Source organism: Brenneria roseae subsp. americana, from assembly GCF_003115815.1.
Classification (GTDB): Bacteria; Pseudomonadota; Gammaproteobacteria; order Enterobacterales; family Enterobacteriaceae; genus Brenneria; species Brenneria roseae.
Window position 1 is genome coordinate 234,187 of record NZ_QDKJ01000007.1, and the last position, 19,691, is coordinate 253,877.

Genomic DNA, 19,691 nt, shown 5'->3' on the forward strand with positions numbered 1-19,691 from the left:
AACAGAAAAAACGAAATAAAATTAACACCACTCTATCCATCTACGGCAGCATCATCCCTTCCGGGGGTAAAGGCAGTGTCGTTTTGTAGCGAACCTGCTTAAGCGCAAAGCTGGAGCGAATATTGGCTACGCCAGGAATTCGCGTCAGATGATGAAGAATAAAGTGTTCTATCTCATTGATATTTTTAACAAGAACACGAAGAAGGTAATCCGCATCGCCCGTCATCAGATAGCACTCCATCACTTCCGGACACGCCGAAATAGCCTGTTCGAACTGCTGCAACGCCGCTTCCACCTGCCGATCCAGACTGACATGGATAAACACATTAACATGCAGCCCCAGACGCTCGGGCGAGAGCAGCGTGACCTGTTGGCGGATAAGGCCGAGTTCTTCGAGCGCTTTCACCCGGTTAAAACAGGGGGTGGTGGAAAGATTCACGGCACGGGCCAGGTCAACATGAGTGATCCTGGCATTTTCCTGCAACTTATTAAGGATACTGATATCGGTTTTATCCAGTTTACGCATAAAAGAAAACCTTTACTGTCAATGAACGGTTGATCGAAAAAATCATTCTGAAAATAAACATATCACAGCGAATAACAGAAAATATTTCCGTCAGAAAAATAATAAACTGGTTTTATCCCATCTTCTGGCAACCTTATTTTTTTGTTCTGAAAATCAGAGCTGTTTTAGATATTAAAAACTGAAGGTTAGCCATCAAGATATTTTATGACGAACGGAAATATAAAATGATTTATCCCTCGTTAAGAAATAAGAAAATTATCTGGCAAAAACAACCATTGGCCGCAATATTGCCAGCGGGATTATCACTACATCAGGTTGGCGGCCTTTTCCTGCTGCTGCTGGCCATTCTGGTCTGGGGAACCAATTGGCCGGTCATGAAGCTCGGTCTGGAGCATATTACTCCGCTCTGGTTTTCCGCATTACGCTTCGCATTAGGCGGATTGTGTCTGTTCTTTATCCAGATCGTGACCGGCACGCTAAAGCTGCCCAAACGTCGGGACATCCCGCTGTTATTCAGCGTCGGACTGCTGCAAATGCTGAGTTTTACTGCGCTGGGCGCCATCGCCATGATCGAGATCCCCGCCGGGCGCTCCGCGATTCTTGCCTATACCACCCCACTGTGGGTATTGCCAGGCGCTATTCTGTTTTTCCGGCAAAAAGTAACCCGTCAGGAACTGATGGGGACGTTGATGGGCATCGCAGGGGTCGCCATTCTGTTCAATCCTCTGACGCTGGACTGGACGGACAGTAACGTGCTGTGGGCCAACGTACTGCTGTTACTCGCATCGCTGTGCTGGGCCATTTGCATTCTGCATCTGCGTTATTACCGGGGAGCCTCCAGCGCTTATCATCTCGCGCCCTGGCAAATGCTGATTGCCACCCTCCCCTTGATTATCATCGCCTGGTACAAAGAAGGCCCTTATACCGGGGACAACTCCGCGCGTTTATGGGAAATTTCGCTGTTTGTCGGGCCGCTCGCCACCGCGTTCTGCTTCTGCGCGGTTAACGCGGCAAGTCAGTGGATCTCCAGCACCAGCATGGCATCCTCCATGCTGTGCGTCCCGCTCGTCGGGCTGTTTATCTCCGTGGCGTTTCTCGGTGAGTCGTTAACGCCGGGATTAGTGCTGGGCGTCACCGCCATTGTTATCGGCATGCTGGTCGTCACGCTGAACAAATCACGACCGGCTGCGAAACAGGCCGCCTTACTGCCAATCAAACCGCAACCAGAACCGGACTGACGCACATGATGCCGATGTACCTGTTTTGCCGGAGAATCATCATGCCTGAAGTTGGTACTCCTGACGAAACAGTGCATCCTGCATCACCAGCTCATCGTGTAAGAAATCAAAAAAGCTTCTCAGCACCGCAGTCACCGGTTTGTTGACCTCCGTCTGGATCAGCAAAGCCCGCTGGCCCAACTGCTCCAGACTGACGGACTTCACCTGCAAACCATCACGCCGGGCGCTGTATAACACGGAGAAATGACTGCATATGGCGATCGCATTCGGGGTATTAAGCAAAAAGGTATACAGAGTCGAAAAGTGATTGCAGGTAAAAACGGGATCGATGAAAACACCGCTCATACGACATGAGAGATCAAACAGTTGGCGCACCGTTGCCGCCTGATCGGGCAGAACGACAGGAAACGCATTAAGGTCAGCCAGCTGAAAATCCCTGGACGCCAGCGGGTGATCGTCCTTCATGACCACCATAAACGGAGCGGAAAATGACGACATCACCTTAATACCGTGTTCAGGGGACAGGCTGAACTTCAGCGCCACATCGCATTCACCGTGGCGAACCAGTTCGGGAACCTGTCTGGCGCTGCCAACCGTCAGTACAAAATTGACCTCGGGATGCTGTAGCCGGTATTTCGCCAGCAGCGTCGGCAACAGATTGAACGCAATACCATCGGTACACACGATGCGAATCGTGGTTTGACGGGAAGATTTTAGCCCCTCAATTTCAGCAATCGCCAATTCCATATCGACGATACTGCGGCGGACATGATTTTCCAGAATATGCCCGGCATCGTTCAGGATCATACCGCGGGCATGGCGCTCAAACAAAGGCACCCCCAGACGGGTTTCCAGCATCTGGATCTGCCGACTGATCGCCGAGACGGCCACAAACAGCTGCTGGCTGGCCGCGCTCAGTGACCCGGTGCTCGCCACCGCCATAAAATAACGAATTTCGTTGCTATGCATGAGCTCTCCGCCTTGTGTTTAACGATGACTCAACCGCAATAGGCTCATCATAGACAAATGCGGATCGGGAGAATAATACTCATCTGTTCTGGCTGATGGTTCAATACCGTTTCGGCGTGAGGCGGCATCCATGCGCCTCGTCCCCGACAGCCAACCAGCTGATTTATAGCGCCGCTACCGACTGCGGTTTCTCCATCTGTAAACGCGCTTTGGCGATATCCGCCCCTTGTTCCGCCAGATCCCAGAACAGGCCGGCCATGATTTTGAGCGCCTCAAGCGTCATATCAACTAAAATATGTTCGTTCGGGGCATGCTGGGAACATGCCGGGTAAGAGTGCGGCACCCACAGCGTTGGCAATCCCAGCGTCTCCGAAAAGCAGGCATTGGGTAGCCCCCCGCCAAAGTTAGGCAATACCGCCACCTTGGCACCGACCGAATGCTGGATTGACGTCATGCCCCATTCCACCCACGGGTCATTAAGATTCAGCCGGGTGGCCTTGTAATGACTGGCATCGTTCATTATTTCGACATCTTCAAAACCGTTAGCATCAAGATGGCGTCGAATATGCCGGGTAAAATTCGCCACGTCGCAGCCCATAACATAGCGCATATGGCAATGCGCTTTCGCCTGCGGCGGGATAGCATGGGCCGGTTTATCCGGATTGCCGGTGACGAACGCCAGTACATCCAGCGTATTCCAGCCGTAGACTTTCTCGGCGGCGGTCAGACCGGGTTCTCCCCATTGGGCGTCGATGACCGGATCTGTCGGCCCGCCGCCCAATTCAATATCCGACAGCACTTGACGCATGTTATCGGAGAGCGCAGGAGGACGAAGACCCGGGATCAGGATCCGGCCATGCTCATCCACCATGCTGGCAATCGCGTGAGCCAGTCGAATTCCCGGATTGCTCAACAGACCGCCCCAGTTACCGGAATGGTGGGCGCCTTCGCGTAAATTCAACTGTAGCTCGAAGTTGAACACTCCGCGGGACCCGAGAAACAGCGTTGGCCGGGAGGCTGACACCCGCGGGCCGTCCGAGGCAATGAACAGATCGGCGGCCAGCCAGTCGCGGTATTGCTCGCAGATCGCGTCCAGCCCCGGTGAACCATCTTCCTCGCCCATTTCCAGAATGATTTTCACGTTGTAGCCCAATTGGCCACCCCGGGCTTTCAATACCTGTTCCAGCGCCGCCAGATTAATGGTGTGCTGACCTTTATTGTCCGCCGTGCCGCGGCCATACCAGCGATTATCGTCTTTAACCATTTCCCAGGGCGATAAACCTTCACGCCACTGTTCATCGTATCCCCGCACAACATCACCGTGGCCGTAGGTTAACAGCGTCAATTCCGCCTGAGGCTCAATGCGTCGGGCCAGTAAAAAAGGGCTTCTTTCGTTAACCGGGTTTTCAACCAGCAGGCATTCAAATGACAGGGCCTGCAACGTCGGGATCATTTCATCCGTCAGATAAGACATCAGAAGCGGCCCACTGTCAGTGTTCTGACTTTCCGTTCGAAATGCCACCCGGCGCGCCAGCGTCTCTTCGAATTTTCCTGAACCAAAATAATCAACGGTTGCCTGGATCATCTCTTCACGCTTCATATTCAGTCTGTCCTCTTTTCTGGATATTCATGGATCGCAGTATGCCTGGAGCAAACACAAGCATGCCTGTTTCAGCAATACTTTCCGGCGTATTACCGCGCCTGTTATTCGGCCCCGGGCAAGCCATTTATTTCCGCTCAATCACGGGGGAGACGCTCGCAGGGAGGTCTCTCCCCGAGGCAAACCCGGGGAAATCAATCTTTCTTTGAACGGTATGCGTATCGTGCGTTTATAAATTAATGGCGTTCGATATCGGGAATACCCAACCCGGGCTCTGGCGTCAGCACGGAAGCCAGCAGCGATCGGGTATAGGGATGCTGCGGCGAGTGAAAAATCTGCTCACGCGTTCCCTGTTCAACAATCGCCCCTTTCTGCATCACCGCCACATGATCAACCAGATGTTCCACCACCGACAGGTTGTGGCTGATGAGCAGATAAGTGAGGCCAAACTCCTGTTTGAGCTCAAGCAGCAAATTGAGGATCTGCGCCTGAACGGAAACATCCAGCGCGGAGGTCGGTTCATCACAAATCAGAATGTCGGGCCGCATAATCAGCGCACGGGCAATCGCCACGCGCTGACGTTGACCGCCGGAAAGCTGGCCGGGATACTGGCTGTGCGTACGGGCAGGCATGCCCACTACGTCCAGCATCTCTTTGACGCGCGCTTTTCTTTCATCCGGCGTGCCGATCCCATGAAGGTTCAGGGCCACCTCCACAATATCGGAAACGGTCCGCCGTGGATTCAGAGACGAATAGGGATCCTGAAAAATAGGCTGGATACAGGATGCCATTTCCTTGCGCTGGCTGACGTCAATTTCGCGCCCTTCAATCAGGACATTGCCGGATGTGGGCTCCAGCAACCCCAGCAGCATTTTTGCCAACGTGCTTTTTCCACATCCTGACTCCCCCACCAGGCCGAGCGTTTCGCCCCGACGCACGCGCAAAGAGACGTTATCCACCGCGCGAATTTCACCGGCGCGGGAAAACAGGCCGCGATTCAGTCGAAACACCCGGGTCAACGCACACAGCTCCAGTGCAATATCATCATTACCCGGAATATGCGTTGGCAACACGGCAGGTATCGGCTCGTAATTGATGCCAGCATGTTGATTCACTTGACTGTTCATGCCACCTCCGCCTTCTTCAACGCCCGAACGCAACGCACTTCATGATGGGATGTCACCTGAACATAAGGTGTTTCCTGACTACAGGCATCGCTGCAATGGGAACAGCGATTACTGAACGCGCAGCCTGTTTGTACCCCAACCAGGCTGGGCACCACGCCGGGAATCGCCTTCAGCGGCTGCCCCGGCACGGTTTTTCCCTGCACGGGAATACAGTCGAGCAACGCGCGGGTATAGGGGTGCTGTGGCTGAGTAAACAGTTCCATCACCGGCGCGGTTTCTACAATCTGTCCGGCATACATCACCGCCACCCGATCGGCGATACGCGCCACGACGCCCAGATCGTGAGTAATAAAAATCACCGCCGTACCGAGTTCCTGCTGAAGCTCACGCAGCATCCGCAGAATCTGCGCCTGAATCGTCACGTCCAGCGCGGTGGTGGGTTCATCGGCAATAATCAGATCCGGTTCGCACATTAGCGCCATCGCAATCATGATGCGCTGCCGCAAACCGCCGGAAAGCTGATGGGGGTACTGGTTCAGTCGGGCGGACGCCATCGGGATCCCGACCCGCTCCATCAGATACACGGCCCGGTCTTTGGCTTCCGCCATCAATACCTTACGATGCGCCATCAGGGTTTCACAGAGCTGATTACCCAGGGTGAAAGAGGGATTGAGCGACGTCATCGGCTCCTGAAAAATCATCGACATCTGATCGCCGCGCAGCGCGGTGATATCGCGTTTTTTCATCGAGAGCAAATCCATCCCCTTGAAATGCATACTGTCGGCCATGCGTACCGCTTTGCGCGGCAGCAAGTCCATCAACGCCAGCGAGGTCATGGATTTACCGCAACCGGATTCACCCACCAGACACAGCATTTCACCCCGCTTTACCGCAAAATCAATACCCCGCACCGCGTGCAGCGTCCCCCGGGACGTGGGCAAATCAACCCGCAGGTTTTTTACATCCAGCAAAATGTCATTCTTCATGGCCATTTCCTCAGTTACGTCCGTCCAGCGCGGTAATATCCCGCAGGCCATCGCCCACCAGATTGATCCCCAACACCACGACCGCCAACACAATGCCCGGAATCAGGATCACCCAGGGTTGAAAGAACATGTAAGCCTTGCCTTCCGCGATCATCAGCCCCCAGGACGGCATCGGAGGCTGAACCCCGAGCCCAAGGAAGGAAAGCGTCGCTTCCAGCAGAATGGCGTGCGCAATTTCCAGCGTCGCCACCACCGTCAGCGGCCCAATCAGATTGGGCAGAATTTCACGCAGCATGATGAATAACGACGATGCTCCCAGCGTTCTGGCCGCGGCGATAAACTCAGCCTCACGCAGTTGGCGGGTAACCGACCGTGAAACAATCAGAAAACGGTCCCACAACAGTAATCCGAGCAGCAGAATGACCACCTTGACCGATCCGCCCACCAATGCGGCTGTCGCCAGCGCCACCAGAATGACCGGCATCGAGAGGCGAACGGTCAGGATATAGCTGACAACAGAATCCACCCGGCCGCCAAAGTAGCCCGCCATAACCCCCAGCGTGACGCCGATAAATCCCGAAACCACCACGGCGACCAGCCCGATAATCATCGATACCCGCGCGCCATACAGCAGGCGGCTCAGATAATCGCGCCCCAGCTTGTCGGTTCCCAGTACATACTCCCAGCTTCCTTTTTCATGCCATACCGGAGGGATCAGACGCTGGCTGACATCCTGCGCATAGGGATCGTGCGGGCTGATAAAAGGGGCGAAGATCGCCGCCACGATAACGACGCCAAGAATAATCAGGCCCAGCATCATGCTGTGATGTCCCAGTATCGTCCCCAGCCAGCGTCGCATGGGGGTCGGTTCCGGAGCCAATCCCGATTCGATAACCGGCGTTTTTTCTGCCAGTGTTGAAGAAAGTGATGATGACGTTTTCATGGAAGCTCCTTATTGGGTACGTAAGCGCGGATCTAACGCCGCATTAAGGACATCCGCCAAAAATGTCAGCCCGATATAAAACACTGAAATAATCAATACGATGGCCTGCACCACCGGGAAATCATTACGCGAGATGGAATCCCACGCCAGTTGCCCCAATCCCTGTAGCGCGAAGATGGATTCAATCACCACCGAGCCGCCCAACATAAAGCCCAGTTCAACCGTGGCCAGCGCCACCACGGGAATGATGGCGTTACGCAGACCGTGTTTCACAATCACCTTGAAGGTGCTCAACCCTTTTGCTCGTGCGGTGCGGATATAATCCGAACCCAGCACATCCAACATGCCGGAGCGGGTCAGACGCATCAGCGACGGCATTGCGTAATACCCTAATGCCACCGCCGGTAACACAAAGTTGTGCCAGCTGGTGTTCCCTGCCACCGGCACCCATTTAAGCCCAACGGCAAAGATGAGAATCAGGATCAGGGCAAACCAGAAGTTCGGCATGGCCTGACCGATAACCGAAATGAAAATGGAGCATCTGTCGATCCAGGTATCACGAAACACCGCCGCCAGTACGCCAAGCGGTATTGCCACGACCAGCGCAAGCAGCAGGGAAACCACGCCCAGTTTGAGCGTAATCGGCATTCTTTGACCAATCAGCTCCATGACCGTATTTTCAAAATAGAAAGAACGCCCGAAATCGAAATGCAACGCCGACCACAACCAGTGCATGAACTGCGTGGTTAATGGCTGATCCAAACCATATTGCACCCGGATACTTTCAACCACGTCAGCGGACGCGTCAGGCCCTGCTATAGCCGCCGCCAGATCGCCGGAAAGGTTCAAGAGAGAGAAACTGACTACTGCGACGGTAAACAGCACCGCCAGCGCAACCAGAAGCCGATGTAAAATGTAGATAATCATGAACGGTTCCTCGTTCTCGCCAGATGCCTATGGAAACCGGGAATCAATACGATGATTAATTCCCCGGCAACGTTTTACTTCCAGCTGGCCAATGCAAAACGCGGCAATTCATCCGGCCAGCTATCGAAGTTCAGATCGGAGGTAAACGCATAGTTTGTTGAATAGGAAAACAAGGGGGCCAGATAGGCCTGAGAAGAAATACGACCCAACAAGTCGGCATATTGCGCACTACGCTGTTTGGGATCGATAACTTGGTCGGCTTTTTCCAACATGCCGGTGACTTCAGCATCCTTCCAGATATCATCGCCTTGACCGCCAAAGTAAGGCGTGACAAACGCGGAAGCATCGTTAATAGAGTACGAACCCCAGGTACGTATTCCGATTGGCGCTTTACCGGAAATCAGATCGGCCGACATCACCGTATATTGCACATAATGCAGGCGTGCGCGGATTCCGACTTTGCGTAAATCGCCGATGATCGCTTCAGCATAATCACGTTCACGATAAGCCCAGATATCGGTATCAAAACCATCGGGATAGCCGGCTTCGGCCAACAGCTGTTTAGCCTTTTCCGGGTTGTAATCGTACTGAATCACGTTGCTGGTATTACAGGCTGTCTGAGCATGGAAACAGGCGGAATAAACCGGCTGACTGCCGCCGCGCACCAGATTATCGACAATTCCCTTACGGTTAATGGCGTAGTTAATCGCCTGACGGACGCGCAGATCCTTCAACGGCGCGCCTTCGGGACCATTGGCATTGGTATTCAGCGCCAGGAAGCCCACCCGCATGGTTTCACCGCTCTTCACCGTGACGTTCGGCATCACTTCCAGTGAGGGCATTTGATCCGCAGACACCCGCCAGATCCAGTCAACTTGCCCGGTCATCAACTGCGCCAGCCGGGTTTCCGGATCGCGGATAACAACAAATTTCAGATTGCCGATTTGGGGTTGTCCGATCGGGCTATCTTTAAAGTAGTCGGGATTCTTTTCCATCGTGACACCCTGGCCCGGCGTAACGCTGGTTATTTTGTATGGGCCGGTGCCGATAGGCGCTTTGCTGAAACCCGCCAGTTTGACCTGTTCGAAATATTTGGCAGGAAGAATCGGCGTTGGACCGGACAAATACTCCAGTGCCGCCGGGAACGGTTTCGTCAGATGCAGCTTTACCGTGTAATCATCCACCTTCTCGGTTTCTTTTATCCAGTTAACGCTCTGCGGCATCACCGAACCCGTATTATCACCGGCAATATTTTTAAACGTATAAACCACATCGTCAGCGGTAAAATCATCACCATTATGAAATTTGATGCCTTTACGCAAACGAAGCACTAATACTTCCGGCGAATCCCATTCCCAGCCAGCCGCTAACTGAGGTTCGTATTCACCGGTTTTGGGATCGCGATATATCAGACGGTCCCATACCAAATTTGAAAGAATGACGCCTTCACGCAGGGTATTGTGATAAGGGCTAACATTCTCTACCTCGTTATCCGAGGCATAAACTAACGTGTCGTTTTGTTTTCCCGCATAGCTGTGTGATGCGAAACCCATCAGTAACGCGGATAAAGCATATTTCTTTATCAGTCTTGCCAGGGAACGAGTCATGCTATTCTCCATACCATCAATGAAAAAATAAAATAGCGATACCCCATAGATTTCAGGATGCAGCAAGGCAGCTATTGTGCCCCCGGACGCTGAGACAACGCAGTGACCGGGATGGGTGGCAAACTGCCGCTACGCCTGCAACGAGAAAGATGAAGGGTAAATGTTGAGTCTCCACGATGTATTCATTGCAAGACTGAAGCCAATCGACGGTTTATATCCTTACTGATTTTAGGCGATACCTTTCTAAAAATAAGAAACCGCAGGCGTGACGTGCTTTATTTTTGAATACTGCATGTCAATAAATTAAAAACTCAATTTTTAATATAAGATTTTCTTTTTTACTCACGGTTCGCTGATAGTGCACGTCATGTTGATGTTGCACTATATAAAAGCAAAACAGGGTTATTGCACTGAAAAACACTAGGTCGATTAAATATAAAAATAAATTATATTTAGACCGTAAAAACGGATTTAACGAAAGAAGAAACCTGGAGGGAAAATATTTTTACCACCACAAAAAATGCGCCTATCAAGCTCATTCAAAATAGCATTTGTTTATCTTACACCGACGCATTTCTCTAACATAAAGGGCTGAAAAAAGAAAAACGCCCGGCAATGAACCGCACCTAAAAAGTTGGACACCAACTGATTAAGGCGCAGTTTACCGCAGAGCGTTTTCCAGAAAAAACAACGGCGAATAATATTATTCGGCGTCGGCGTCCTTTGCGTCTTTCGCATCCTTTGCAATCAACAGCTTTTCCAGTGCGTCGCCGCCCAGATGACGGAAATCCTGTCCTTTAACGAAATAGAAGATAAATTCGCAGATATTCTGACAGCGGTCGCCAATACGCTCGATGGAGCGGGCGCAGAATAACGCCGTCAGCACGCTTGGAATGGTACGGGAATCCTCCATCATGTAAGTCATCAGCTGACGTACAATGCCCTCGTATTCCTTATCGACTTTCTTATCTTCACGGTAGATACGAATCGCTTCGTCCAGATCCATACGGGCAAAGGCGTCCAGTACATCATGCAGCATTTGCACCGTGTGCCGTCCCAGAGATTCCAGACTGACCAACAGCGGCTGGTGCTGATGAGAGAATTTCTCCAGCGCGGTACGGCATATTTTATCAGCCACATCACCAATGCGTTCCAGCTCGGAAATCGTCTTGATGATCGCCATAACCAGACGCAAATCACTGGCGGTAGGCTGACGCTTGGCGATAATCCGCACGCAGGCTTCATCAATGGCCACTTCCATCATGTTAACCTTGGCGTCGGCTTCCACCACCCGCTGAGCCAGTTCCCCATCCTGATTATGCATCGCGGTGATGGCATCGGTCAGCTGTTGTTCCACCAGCCCGCCCATGGTCAATACCTGGGTTCGGATATGTTCCAGTTCCGCATTAAACTGACCGGAAATATGTTTGTTCAGATTCAGATTATCCATAATGCTTCCTAATCAACCGTAACGGCCGGTGATGTAATCTTCAGTCTGTTTCTGCCGTGGTGCAGTAAACAGGGTGTCAGTATCGCTGAATTCAATCAGTTCACCCAGATACATAAACGCAGTATGGTCCGAGCAACGCGCCGCCTGCTGCATGTTGTGGGTAACAATAACCACGGTGTAATCTGTTTTCAGTTCAGAAATCAGCTCTTCAATTCTGCTGGTGGAGATCGGGTCGAGCGCAGAGCAGGGTTCGTCCAGCAACAGAACGTCCGGACGAATCGCAATACCACGCGCAATACATAAACGCTGCTGCTGACCACCGGACAAGCTGTACCCGCTCTGGTGCAACTTGTCCTTGGTTTCATGCCACAATGCCGCTTTGGTCAGCGCCCACTGCACACGTTCATCCATATCTGCACGGGAAAGCTTTTCAAACAGCCGCACGCCAAACGCAATATTGTCGTAAATCGACATGGGGAACGGCGTCGGTTTCTGGAAAACCATACCGACTTTCGCACGCAGCAGCGCGATGTCCTGCTTATCCGTCAGGATGTTATTGCCATCCAGCAGGATATCGCCTTCGGCGCGCTGCTCCGGGTAAAGCTGATACATTTTATTCAGGGTTCGCAGCAGCGTGGACTTCCCACAGCCGGAAGGACCGATAAACGCCGTAACCTGATTAGTGGCAATATCCAGCGTAATATCTTTTAACGCGTGGTATTTCCCATAATAAAAATTCAGATTACGGACCTGGATTTTGCTGGTGGATGTCTTTGTCGCCATACTCATCAAGACTTCTCTCTTTTACACCGGCGCTGCCAGGCAACGCCTTGAATTTGTTTAATGTTTCTTGGCAGAAAAAATAACGCGCGCCAGAATATTAAGCAGCAGAACACACAGGGTGATCAGCAGCACGCCAGCCCAGGCCAACTGTTGCCACTCCACAAACGGACTCATGGCAAATTTGAAGATGGTGACCGGCAGGTTAGCGATAGGGTGCATCAGATCCGTACTCCAGAACTGATTCGACAGCGAGGTGAACAGCAGCGGTGCGGTCTCCCCCGCAATACGCGCTATCGCCAGCAAAATCCCTGTCATAATGCCGGACACCGAGGCTTTCAAAGTGATGGCGGAAATCATTTTCCACTTCGGCGTACCCAGCGCATAGGCCGCTTCACGCAGGCTATCCGGCACCAGCTTGAGCATGTTTTCCGTGGTGCGGATAACAATCGGAATCTGTAACAGCGCCAGTGCAATCACCCCAGCCCAGCCGGAGAAATGTTGCATTTTTGCCACTACCAGCGTGTAGACGAAAAGCCCGACCACAATTGACGGCGCCGAGAGCAAAATGTCGTTAATAAAACGAATTACTTCAGCAATCAATGATTTACGACCATACTCCGCCAGATAGATACCAGCCATAATACCAAGCGGCGTCCCTATCACCGTGGCCCACAAAATCAGCAATCCGCTTCCGACAATGGCATTCGCCAATCCGCCACCGGCGGTATTAGGCGGCGGCGTCATTTCGGTAAATAACGCCAGCGACATCCCGTCAACCCCTTTGGTAATGGTTGAGAACAGGATCCAGACCAGCCAAAACAGACCAAAAGCCATGGTGATCATCGATAAACACAGCGCGATACGGTTCTTATTCCGCCGCCAGGCCTGCATTTTGAGCCGTGAACGCGCCAGCTCCGCTTCTTGTTCCATGCCTAACGCAGTCATCAATGCGCTCCTTCATTTTTTGTCAGACGCATAATCATCAATTTTGAACACGCCAGAACAATAAAGGTAATCACAAACAGGATCAGACCCAGTTCCATCAGCGCCGCCGTATGCAGACCTGATTCGGCTTCAGCAAACTCATTGGCCAATGCCGACGTAATACTGTTGCCCGGCATATACAGCGATGCGCTATCCAACTGGTAGGTATTACCGATAATGAAGGTCACCGCCATGGTTTCCCCCAACGCGCGTCCCAATCCCAGCATAATGCCGCCAATCACGCCATTTTTGGTATAAGGCAGAACAATGTGCCAAATCACTTCCCAGGTGGTGCAGCCAATACCGTATGCGGACTCTTTCATCATCACCGGGGTTTGTTCAAACACATCACGCATCACCGCAGCGATATAAGGAATAATCATGATGGCCAGGATCACGCCGGCCGCCAGAATACCGATACCAAAAGCCGGGCCAGAGAATAGCGTTCCCAAAATCGGAATACCCGACAGCACATTACCCACCGGCTGTTGGAAATATCTGGCAAACAACGGAGCGAAAATGAACAAGCCCCACATGCCGTAAACAATACTCGGGATGGCGGCCAGCAACTCAATGGCAACGCCCAGAGGACGCTTCAGCCAGTTTGGCGCCAGTTCGGTCAGAAACAGTGCGATCCCGAAGCTAATGGGGATCGCAATAATCAGAGCAATTAGTGAGGTAACAATTGTGCCGTAGATCGGCACCAGAGCCCCGAATTGTTCGGCAGGCGCATCCCACTCCTTCGTCCATAGAAAAGCAAAACCAAACTTTTCAATGCTGGGCCAGGACGCCACAATCAGGGAAACAATAATGCCCCCCAACAACAACAGCGTTATCAACGCAGCCAATTTTACCAGCGCGCCAAAAATGATATCGCCGTGTTTTCCAGGGGCCTTGATAGTTGGCTTATACTCAGCCATGCGTCTCTCTTCTCGATTTAACTGCATTTGATAGCACAGAAGCTGCTTAAGGCGGAGAGGTCATGCCACCTTCCCGCCCTGATACAACCTTTAACCTTTCAGCGAACGTCCTTGCAATCCAGCGCAAAGAATATCGAAGAAATAATTTTAATATAATGCCTTACCGCTGCTGTCTTTGACCTGCGTTTTCCATGCGGCACGAATTTGCTCAACGACTTCGTTAGGCAGCGTGGCATAATCCAGCGCCGTGGCTTGCTCGCCACCTTTATTATAAGCCCAGTCGAAGAACTTCAGCACTTCAGTCCCTTGTTCCGGTTTTTCCTGTGCCGTTTGTACCAGGATAAAAGTGGTAGAGGTGATTGGCCAGGCATCCGCGCCTTTCTGGTTCGTCAGATCCTGAGCAAAAGATTTGCTCCAATCCACGCCTTTAGCGGCATTACTGAAGCTGGCGCCGGTCGGGCTGACAACGTCGCCGTCTGCGGAAACCAGTTTGGTGTAAGCCAGGTTATTCTGCTTGGCGTAAGCATATTCCACATAACCAATGGACCCCGGCAGACGCTGAACGAACGCCGCGATGCCATCGTTGCCCTTGCCACCCAGACCAGTCGGCCAGTTTACTGTAGAACCCGCGCCAATCTTCTCTTTCCATTCAGGGTTAACTTTCGCCAGATAGCTGGTGAACACGAAAGATGTACCGGAACCGTCCGCACGACGAACGACGGCGATATCCTGATCCGGTAGTTTGGCATTAGGATTCAATGTCGTAATAGCAGGATCGTTCCATTTTTTGATTTTGCCCAGGTAAATATCACCCAGCGTTTTGCCGTCCAGCGTTAAATCGCCGGATTTGATACCCGGAATGTTTACTGCCAGCACCACACCACCGATAACGGTAGGGAACTGGAACAAACCGTCCTGAGCTAATTTGTCGTCAGCCAGCGGAGCATCAGATGCACCGAAATCTACGGTTTTGGCAATAATTTGTTTTACACCACCTGAAGAGCCGATCCCTTGATAGTTAACTTTATTACCAGTTTCCTTTTGATAGGAGTCAGCCCATTTAGCGTAAACTGGCGCAGGAAATGTCGCACCAGCGCCGGTGAGGTTGGTAGCAGCAAAAGCGGATACCGCTGTCAGTGAAAAACTTGCCGCAACGATACTGGCAATTGTGGTACGCATCAGTTTCATAATCCCTCCTGTGGGATACTGGAAATGTAGACCCAGAGTCGTTATTAATCAGAGTGTAGTTTGCAGGAGGAAAAATAGGACAATTCAGTGACAGTAAAATGTACTTAATGTGACGGTTTTATGACAAAGAAGACATTTATAACCTAACGTCGGCAACAGAACTGTAGATATAAAACGTGGACAAGGAAAATTGAACGGATCATTCAGGATAATACGCTGGTCAAAAAGATGAATGAAGGTAAATAACATTCGTTATTTACCTTCATTTTTCAGTCCGTTATCAGTTATTCAACCGTTACCGACTTGGCCAGGTTACGCGGCTGATCGACATCAGTACCTTTGATCAGGGCAACATGATAAGACAGCAACTGTAGCGGTACCGTATAGAAAATCGGTGCAATCACCTCTTCAATATGCGGCAGAGGAATAATTCTCATATTCTCGCTGCTGGTAAAACCGGCATCTTCGTCGGCAAACACATACAGCTCGCCACCGCGCGCGCGAACTTCTTCAATATTGGATTTCAGTTTTTCCAGCAGTTCGTTATTAGGCGCTACGACCACGACCGGCATATCCGCATCGATCAACGCCAGCGGACCATGTTTCAGTTCGCCAGCCGCATAGGCTTCCGCATGGATATAGGAGATTTCTTTCAACTTCAGCGCCCCTTCCATCGCGATCGGATACTGATCGCCACGACCCAGGAACAGCGCATGATGCTTATCAGAGAAACCCTCTGCCAGAGACTCGATGAGCTTATCCTGCGACAGCATTTGCTCGATTCGAGCGGGCAGCGCCTGCAAACCGTGTACGATATCATGCTCAATTTTGGCATCCATACCGCGCAGACGACCAATACGGGCCACCAGCATCAGCAGAACGGTGAGCTGGGTAGTAAACGCTTTGGTAGAAGCCACACCGATTTCCACACCGGCTTTGGTCATCAGTGACAGATCGGACTCACGCACCAGCGATGATCCCGCAACGTTACAAATGGCCAGTGAGCCCAGATATCCCAGCTCTTTAGACAAACGCAGCGCTGCCAGCGTATCTGCGGTTTCACCTGACTGAGACAGGGTAATCATCAGGCTATTCTGCCGTACCGCCGGTTTGCGATAGCGGAATTCGGAGGCGATTTCCACATCACACGGAATCCCCGCCAAAGCTTCAAACCAGTAGCGGGAAACCATACCTGAATTGTAAGACGTGCCGCAGGCGATGATCTGAACATGCTGCACTTTCGCCAGCAGTTCATCCGCTTTCGGGCCTAATTCGGAAAGATTGACCTCGCCGTGACTGAAACGCCCTTCAAGGGTGTTCTTGATGGCCATCGGCTGCTCGTAAATCTCTTTCTGCATGTAATGACGGTAGGCCCCTTTGTCACCGGCATCATAATTGACTTTCGATTCGATTTCTTCGCGCACGGCAAGCTGGCCGGATTTATCAAATACGCGAACGTCACGGCGGGTGATTTCCGCCACGTCACCCTCTTCCAGAAACATAAAGCGGCGGGTAACCGGCAACAGCGCCAGTTGGTCAGAAGCAATGAAGTTTTCCCCCATGCCACGACCGATAACCAGCGGACTACCGGAACGAGCGGCAACCAGTACGCTCGGGTCACGGCTATCCAGAACCACCATGCCATAAGCACCGCGCAGTTGAGGGATCACACGCTTAACCACGTCAACCAGCGAACCGCCCTGCTTTTGCTCAAAGTGAACCAAATGGGCAACGACTTCGGTATCCGTTTCCGACACAAAACGATAACCGCGTTCAATCATCAGCTCACGCAGGGGTTCGTGGTTTTCAATAATCCCGTTATGGACGATGATTATGTGTTCAGAAACATGCGGGTGAGCATTTTCCTCAGAAGGTTCACCGTGCGTTGCCCAGCGAGTATGGGCAATACCCGTACCGCCATGCAGCTCGTGTTCCTCGGCAGCCTGAGCCAGCATCTGAACTTTACCCAAACGACGCAGGCGAGAAACTCGCCCTTCACCGTCAACCACAGCCAGACCCGCCGAGTCATAGCCACGATATTCCAGGCGGCGTAAACCTTCTAACAGAATTTCTGCAATATCACGTTGCGCAACAGCGCCTACAATTCCACACATCGATTGTTGTTCCTATAAAAGTGACATATTGTGTCACCTGAGATGTCTTAGACCTGATTGTCCCGGTTTTTCCGGGTTCCCCGAGCCTTGTAGAGAGTTGGGGATTATTATGTTTTTCCCTGTACTTTCGAATGGCAAAAGCACAGGACAAAACGGCCTCCGTCGCTCACGGAGGCACAGGATTAGAGATTATGCCTTCTTCACCGGCCGTTTCCAGCCTTTGATATGCTGCTGCCTCACACGGCTGATCACCAAATCGTTTTCTGCCACGTCGCTCGTAACGGTGGTGCCCGCACCAATAGTGACACCGCTAGCCACATTGACCGGCGCCACCAGTTGGGTATCGGACCCGACAAACACATCATCACCAATAATGGTTTTATGTTTATTGGCGCCGTCATAGTTACAGGTAATCGTACCTGCACCAATATTAACATCAGAACCAATCTCTGCATCACCCAGATAGCTAAGATGACCCGCTTTCGAGCCTTTTCCCAAACGCGTTTTTTTCAGTTCGACAAAGTTACCTACGTGGGCGCCTTGCGCCAGCTCCGCACCGGGACGCAGACGGGCGAATGGCCCTACGGTACAGTCAGCGTCCAGAACGGCATCTTCCAATACTGAGTATGGGCTGATTTCGCAATCATCACCAATCACGCAATTCTTAATTACGCATCCCATACCAATTTTGACGCGGTTACCCAGTTTGACGTCACCTTCCAGCACCACATTGACATCAATCGTCACATCACGACCGTGCACCACATCACCGCGCAAATCAAAACGGGTTGGATCAAGCAGCATGACTCCCGCCAGCAGGAGTTTTTCCGCCTGTTCGCGCTGATAAACACGCTCTAACGCCGACAACTGTAAGCGGTTATTCACGCCTTCAACTTCGCTTAAACGCGCCGGATGAACCGTTTCAACCTGATTGCCTTCGGTCGCGGCCATGGCAATGATATCGGTGATGTAATATTCACCCTGCGCATTATTGTTATTTAACCGCCCGAGCCAGCGTTTCAAATCTTTGCCGTTAGCGACCAGAATACCGGTGTTGATTTCGTTAATCCGGCGTTGTTCTTCGCTGGCATCCTTATGTTCAATAATCCCCACAACAGCACCATTTTCACGCACAATACGACCATAGCCCGTCGGATCGTCCAGCTTTACCGTCAGCAAACCAATTCCACCCTGTGGCTTTGCCTGTAACAACCGGCCCAGCGTTTGCGGTGAAATTAGCGGCACATCGCCGTATAACATCAGAATATCTTCATCGTCAGCAAAGTAGGGCGCAGCCTGCTGCATGGCATGACCGGTCCCCAACTGCTCGGCCTGTAATACCCAATTTAATGCCGGATCGGATAGCTCGCGCTTCAGCAAATCGCCACCGTGGCCGTAAACCAAATGAACATGCTGCGCACCCGTTGTCATCGCGGCGTCAATCACATGCTGTACCATGGGTTTACCCGCTAACGGGTGCAAAACTTTGGGAAGATCGGAATACATGCGGGTTCCTTTACCAGCAGCAAGGATAACCACACTCATAGCACTATTCGACATAAGCATCCTGACAAAAACTGATTGGCAGACAATCAAAAAGAGTGGACAAGGTAAGCCCGTTACGGCCCATATGGTCAGAGTTTACCGAAACTGGCGCATAACGCGGACAATTTTTCGTGAGTTTTTTCTGAAAAGATCAACACTGAATAAGTAAGTTTAACGAATGCCTGCTTTCGCTGGCATGAAACGAACGCAGCGTTATAACAAAGGAGCGGGATATGGTGAATGTGGTGGGTATTGATCACCTTGCCATTCGCGTGAGTGATTTGGAACGGTCGAAACATTTTTATGATCGCGTCCTCAGCTTCCTGGGGTTCACGATTGAGTGGGAGTTTGACCGCGTGATCGGCTGGAACAATGGCGAAACCATGTTCTGGATTACCGAGGCAGACGCGCAAGGCCGTAAACACCAGCACCGGACAGGTGATGTGGGATATCATCATTACGCATTCGAGGTAGAGAAGCGTGAGGATGTTGATGCGCTTTATATCTTTCTTCAGCAAGAAAGCGTGACGATCGTGGATGCGCCAGCCGACTATCCTGATTACGGCGAGGGGTATTACGCGGTTTATTTCCTTGATCCAGACGGATTAAAGCTGGAGGTGATGTTTTTTCTGGAAAAACAGAAGCGACGCGCACTGAAGGCTGCTCGGCGACATCCTGACGCCTAAAAAACGCCGGGAGCATTTTTCAACGTCGCTTGCGACGGGCAGGACGCCGGTCGTAAAAAACCACCTGCATAGCAGGTGGCATTGATTTCGCCCCATAG

Annotated in this window: 17 protein-coding genes; 2 read left to right on the plus strand and 15 right to left on the minus strand. The window is 51.7% G+C overall.

Features of this window, described 5'->3' with window-relative positions; translation table 11 throughout:
* Positions 1-40: 40 nt before the first annotated feature.
* Positions 41-526, minus strand: a complete 486-nt coding sequence (locus tag B4923_RS11270) for an Lrp/AsnC family transcriptional regulator (protein WP_109054457.1) — start codon at positions 524-526, stop codon at positions 41-43.
* A 224-nt stretch (positions 527-750) separates the two neighbouring features.
* Here B4923_RS11270 and B4923_RS11275 point away from each other — a divergent pair, with 224 nt between their 5' ends.
* Complete coding sequence (locus tag B4923_RS11275) at positions 751-1,764, plus strand: DMT family transporter (RefSeq protein ID WP_109054458.1); 1,014 nt, start codon at positions 751-753, stop codon at positions 1,762-1,764.
* Between the two features lie 39 nt (positions 1,765-1,803).
* Here B4923_RS11275 and B4923_RS11280 read toward each other — a convergent pair whose 3' ends face one another.
* The 14 genes from B4923_RS11280 to glmU all read right to left on the minus strand — a co-directional run bounded on the left by B4923_RS11280 (position 1,804) and on the right by glmU (position 18,922).
* A complete protein-coding gene (locus B4923_RS11280; protein WP_109054459.1) occupies positions 1,804-2,733 on the minus strand; it encodes a LysR family transcriptional regulator in 930 nt (309 codons plus the stop codon).
* A gap of 163 nt (positions 2,734-2,896) precedes the next feature.
* Positions 2,897-4,333: a M20 family metallopeptidase gene (locus B4923_RS11285; protein WP_109054460.1), complete on the minus strand. Its 1,437-nt coding sequence runs from the start codon at positions 4,331-4,333 to the stop codon at positions 2,897-2,899.
* 236 nt (positions 4,334-4,569) lie between these two features.
* Positions 4,570-5,460 carry an ATP-binding cassette domain-containing protein gene (locus tag B4923_RS11290; protein WP_211313946.1) on the minus strand — a complete coding sequence of 297 codons (891 nt, stop codon included), beginning with the start codon at positions 5,458-5,460 and terminating at the stop codon, positions 4,570-4,572.
* Complete coding sequence (locus B4923_RS11295) at positions 5,457-6,446, minus strand: ABC transporter ATP-binding protein (protein ID WP_109054461.1); 990 nt, start codon at positions 6,444-6,446, stop codon at positions 5,457-5,459. The genes B4923_RS11290 and B4923_RS11295 overlap by 4 nt, the downstream gene beginning before the upstream one ends.
* Before the next feature lie 10 nt (positions 6,447-6,456).
* Positions 6,457-7,389 (minus strand): ABC transporter permease, encoded by a 933-nt coding sequence (locus B4923_RS11300; RefSeq protein ID WP_109054462.1) that lies wholly within the window; start codon positions 7,387-7,389, stop codon positions 6,457-6,459.
* Between the two features lie 9 nt (positions 7,390-7,398).
* The gene (locus B4923_RS11305; RefSeq protein ID WP_109054463.1) at positions 7,399-8,316 is read right to left on the minus strand and encodes an ABC transporter permease; all 918 of its coding nucleotides are present in this window, start codon (positions 8,314-8,316) and stop codon (positions 7,399-7,401) included.
* A gap of 74 nt (positions 8,317-8,390) precedes the next feature.
* A complete protein-coding gene (locus B4923_RS11310) occupies positions 8,391-9,923 on the minus strand; it encodes an ABC transporter substrate-binding protein (protein WP_245929556.1) in 1,533 nt (510 codons plus the stop codon).
* A gap of 703 nt (positions 9,924-10,626) precedes the next feature.
* A complete protein-coding gene (gene phoU, locus B4923_RS11315) occupies positions 10,627-11,373 on the minus strand; it encodes a phosphate signaling complex protein PhoU (RefSeq protein WP_109054464.1) in 747 nt (248 codons plus the stop codon).
* Positions 11,374-11,385: 12 nt separating this feature from the next.
* The gene (gene pstB, locus B4923_RS11320; protein ID WP_109054465.1) at positions 11,386-12,162 is read right to left on the minus strand and encodes a phosphate ABC transporter ATP-binding protein PstB; all 777 of its coding nucleotides are present in this window, start codon (positions 12,160-12,162) and stop codon (positions 11,386-11,388) included.
* Positions 12,163-12,213: 51 nt separating this feature from the next.
* On the minus strand, positions 12,214-13,101 hold the full coding sequence (gene pstA, locus B4923_RS11325; protein WP_109054466.1) for a phosphate ABC transporter permease PstA: 888 nt from the start codon (positions 13,099-13,101) through the stop codon (positions 12,214-12,216).
* Complete coding sequence (gene pstC / locus B4923_RS11330) at positions 13,101-14,060, minus strand: phosphate ABC transporter permease PstC (RefSeq protein ID WP_109054467.1); 960 nt, start codon at positions 14,058-14,060, stop codon at positions 13,101-13,103. Before pstC ends, pstA begins: the two co-directional genes overlap by 1 nt.
* Positions 14,061-14,207: 147 nt before the next feature.
* The gene (gene pstS, locus B4923_RS11335; protein ID WP_109054468.1) at positions 14,208-15,248 is read right to left on the minus strand and encodes a phosphate ABC transporter substrate-binding protein PstS; all 1,041 of its coding nucleotides are present in this window, start codon (positions 15,246-15,248) and stop codon (positions 14,208-14,210) included.
* 284 nt (positions 15,249-15,532) lie between these two features.
* Positions 15,533-17,362, minus strand: a complete 1,830-nt coding sequence (gene glmS, locus B4923_RS11340) for a glutamine--fructose-6-phosphate transaminase (isomerizing) (protein WP_109054469.1) — start codon at positions 17,360-17,362, stop codon at positions 15,533-15,535.
* 189 nt (positions 17,363-17,551) lie between these two features.
* A complete protein-coding gene (gene glmU / locus B4923_RS11345) occupies positions 17,552-18,922 on the minus strand; it encodes a bifunctional UDP-N-acetylglucosamine diphosphorylase/glucosamine-1-phosphate N-acetyltransferase GlmU (RefSeq protein WP_109054470.1) in 1,371 nt (456 codons plus the stop codon).
* 218 nt (positions 18,923-19,140) lie between these two features.
* On the opposite strand from glmU, the gene B4923_RS11350 reads away from it, so the two are divergent.
* Positions 19,141-19,593, plus strand: coding sequence for a VOC family protein (locus tag B4923_RS11350; RefSeq protein WP_109054471.1), 453 nt, complete (start codon positions 19,141-19,143; stop codon positions 19,591-19,593).
* The last annotated feature ends 98 nt before the right edge of the window (positions 19,594-19,691 follow it).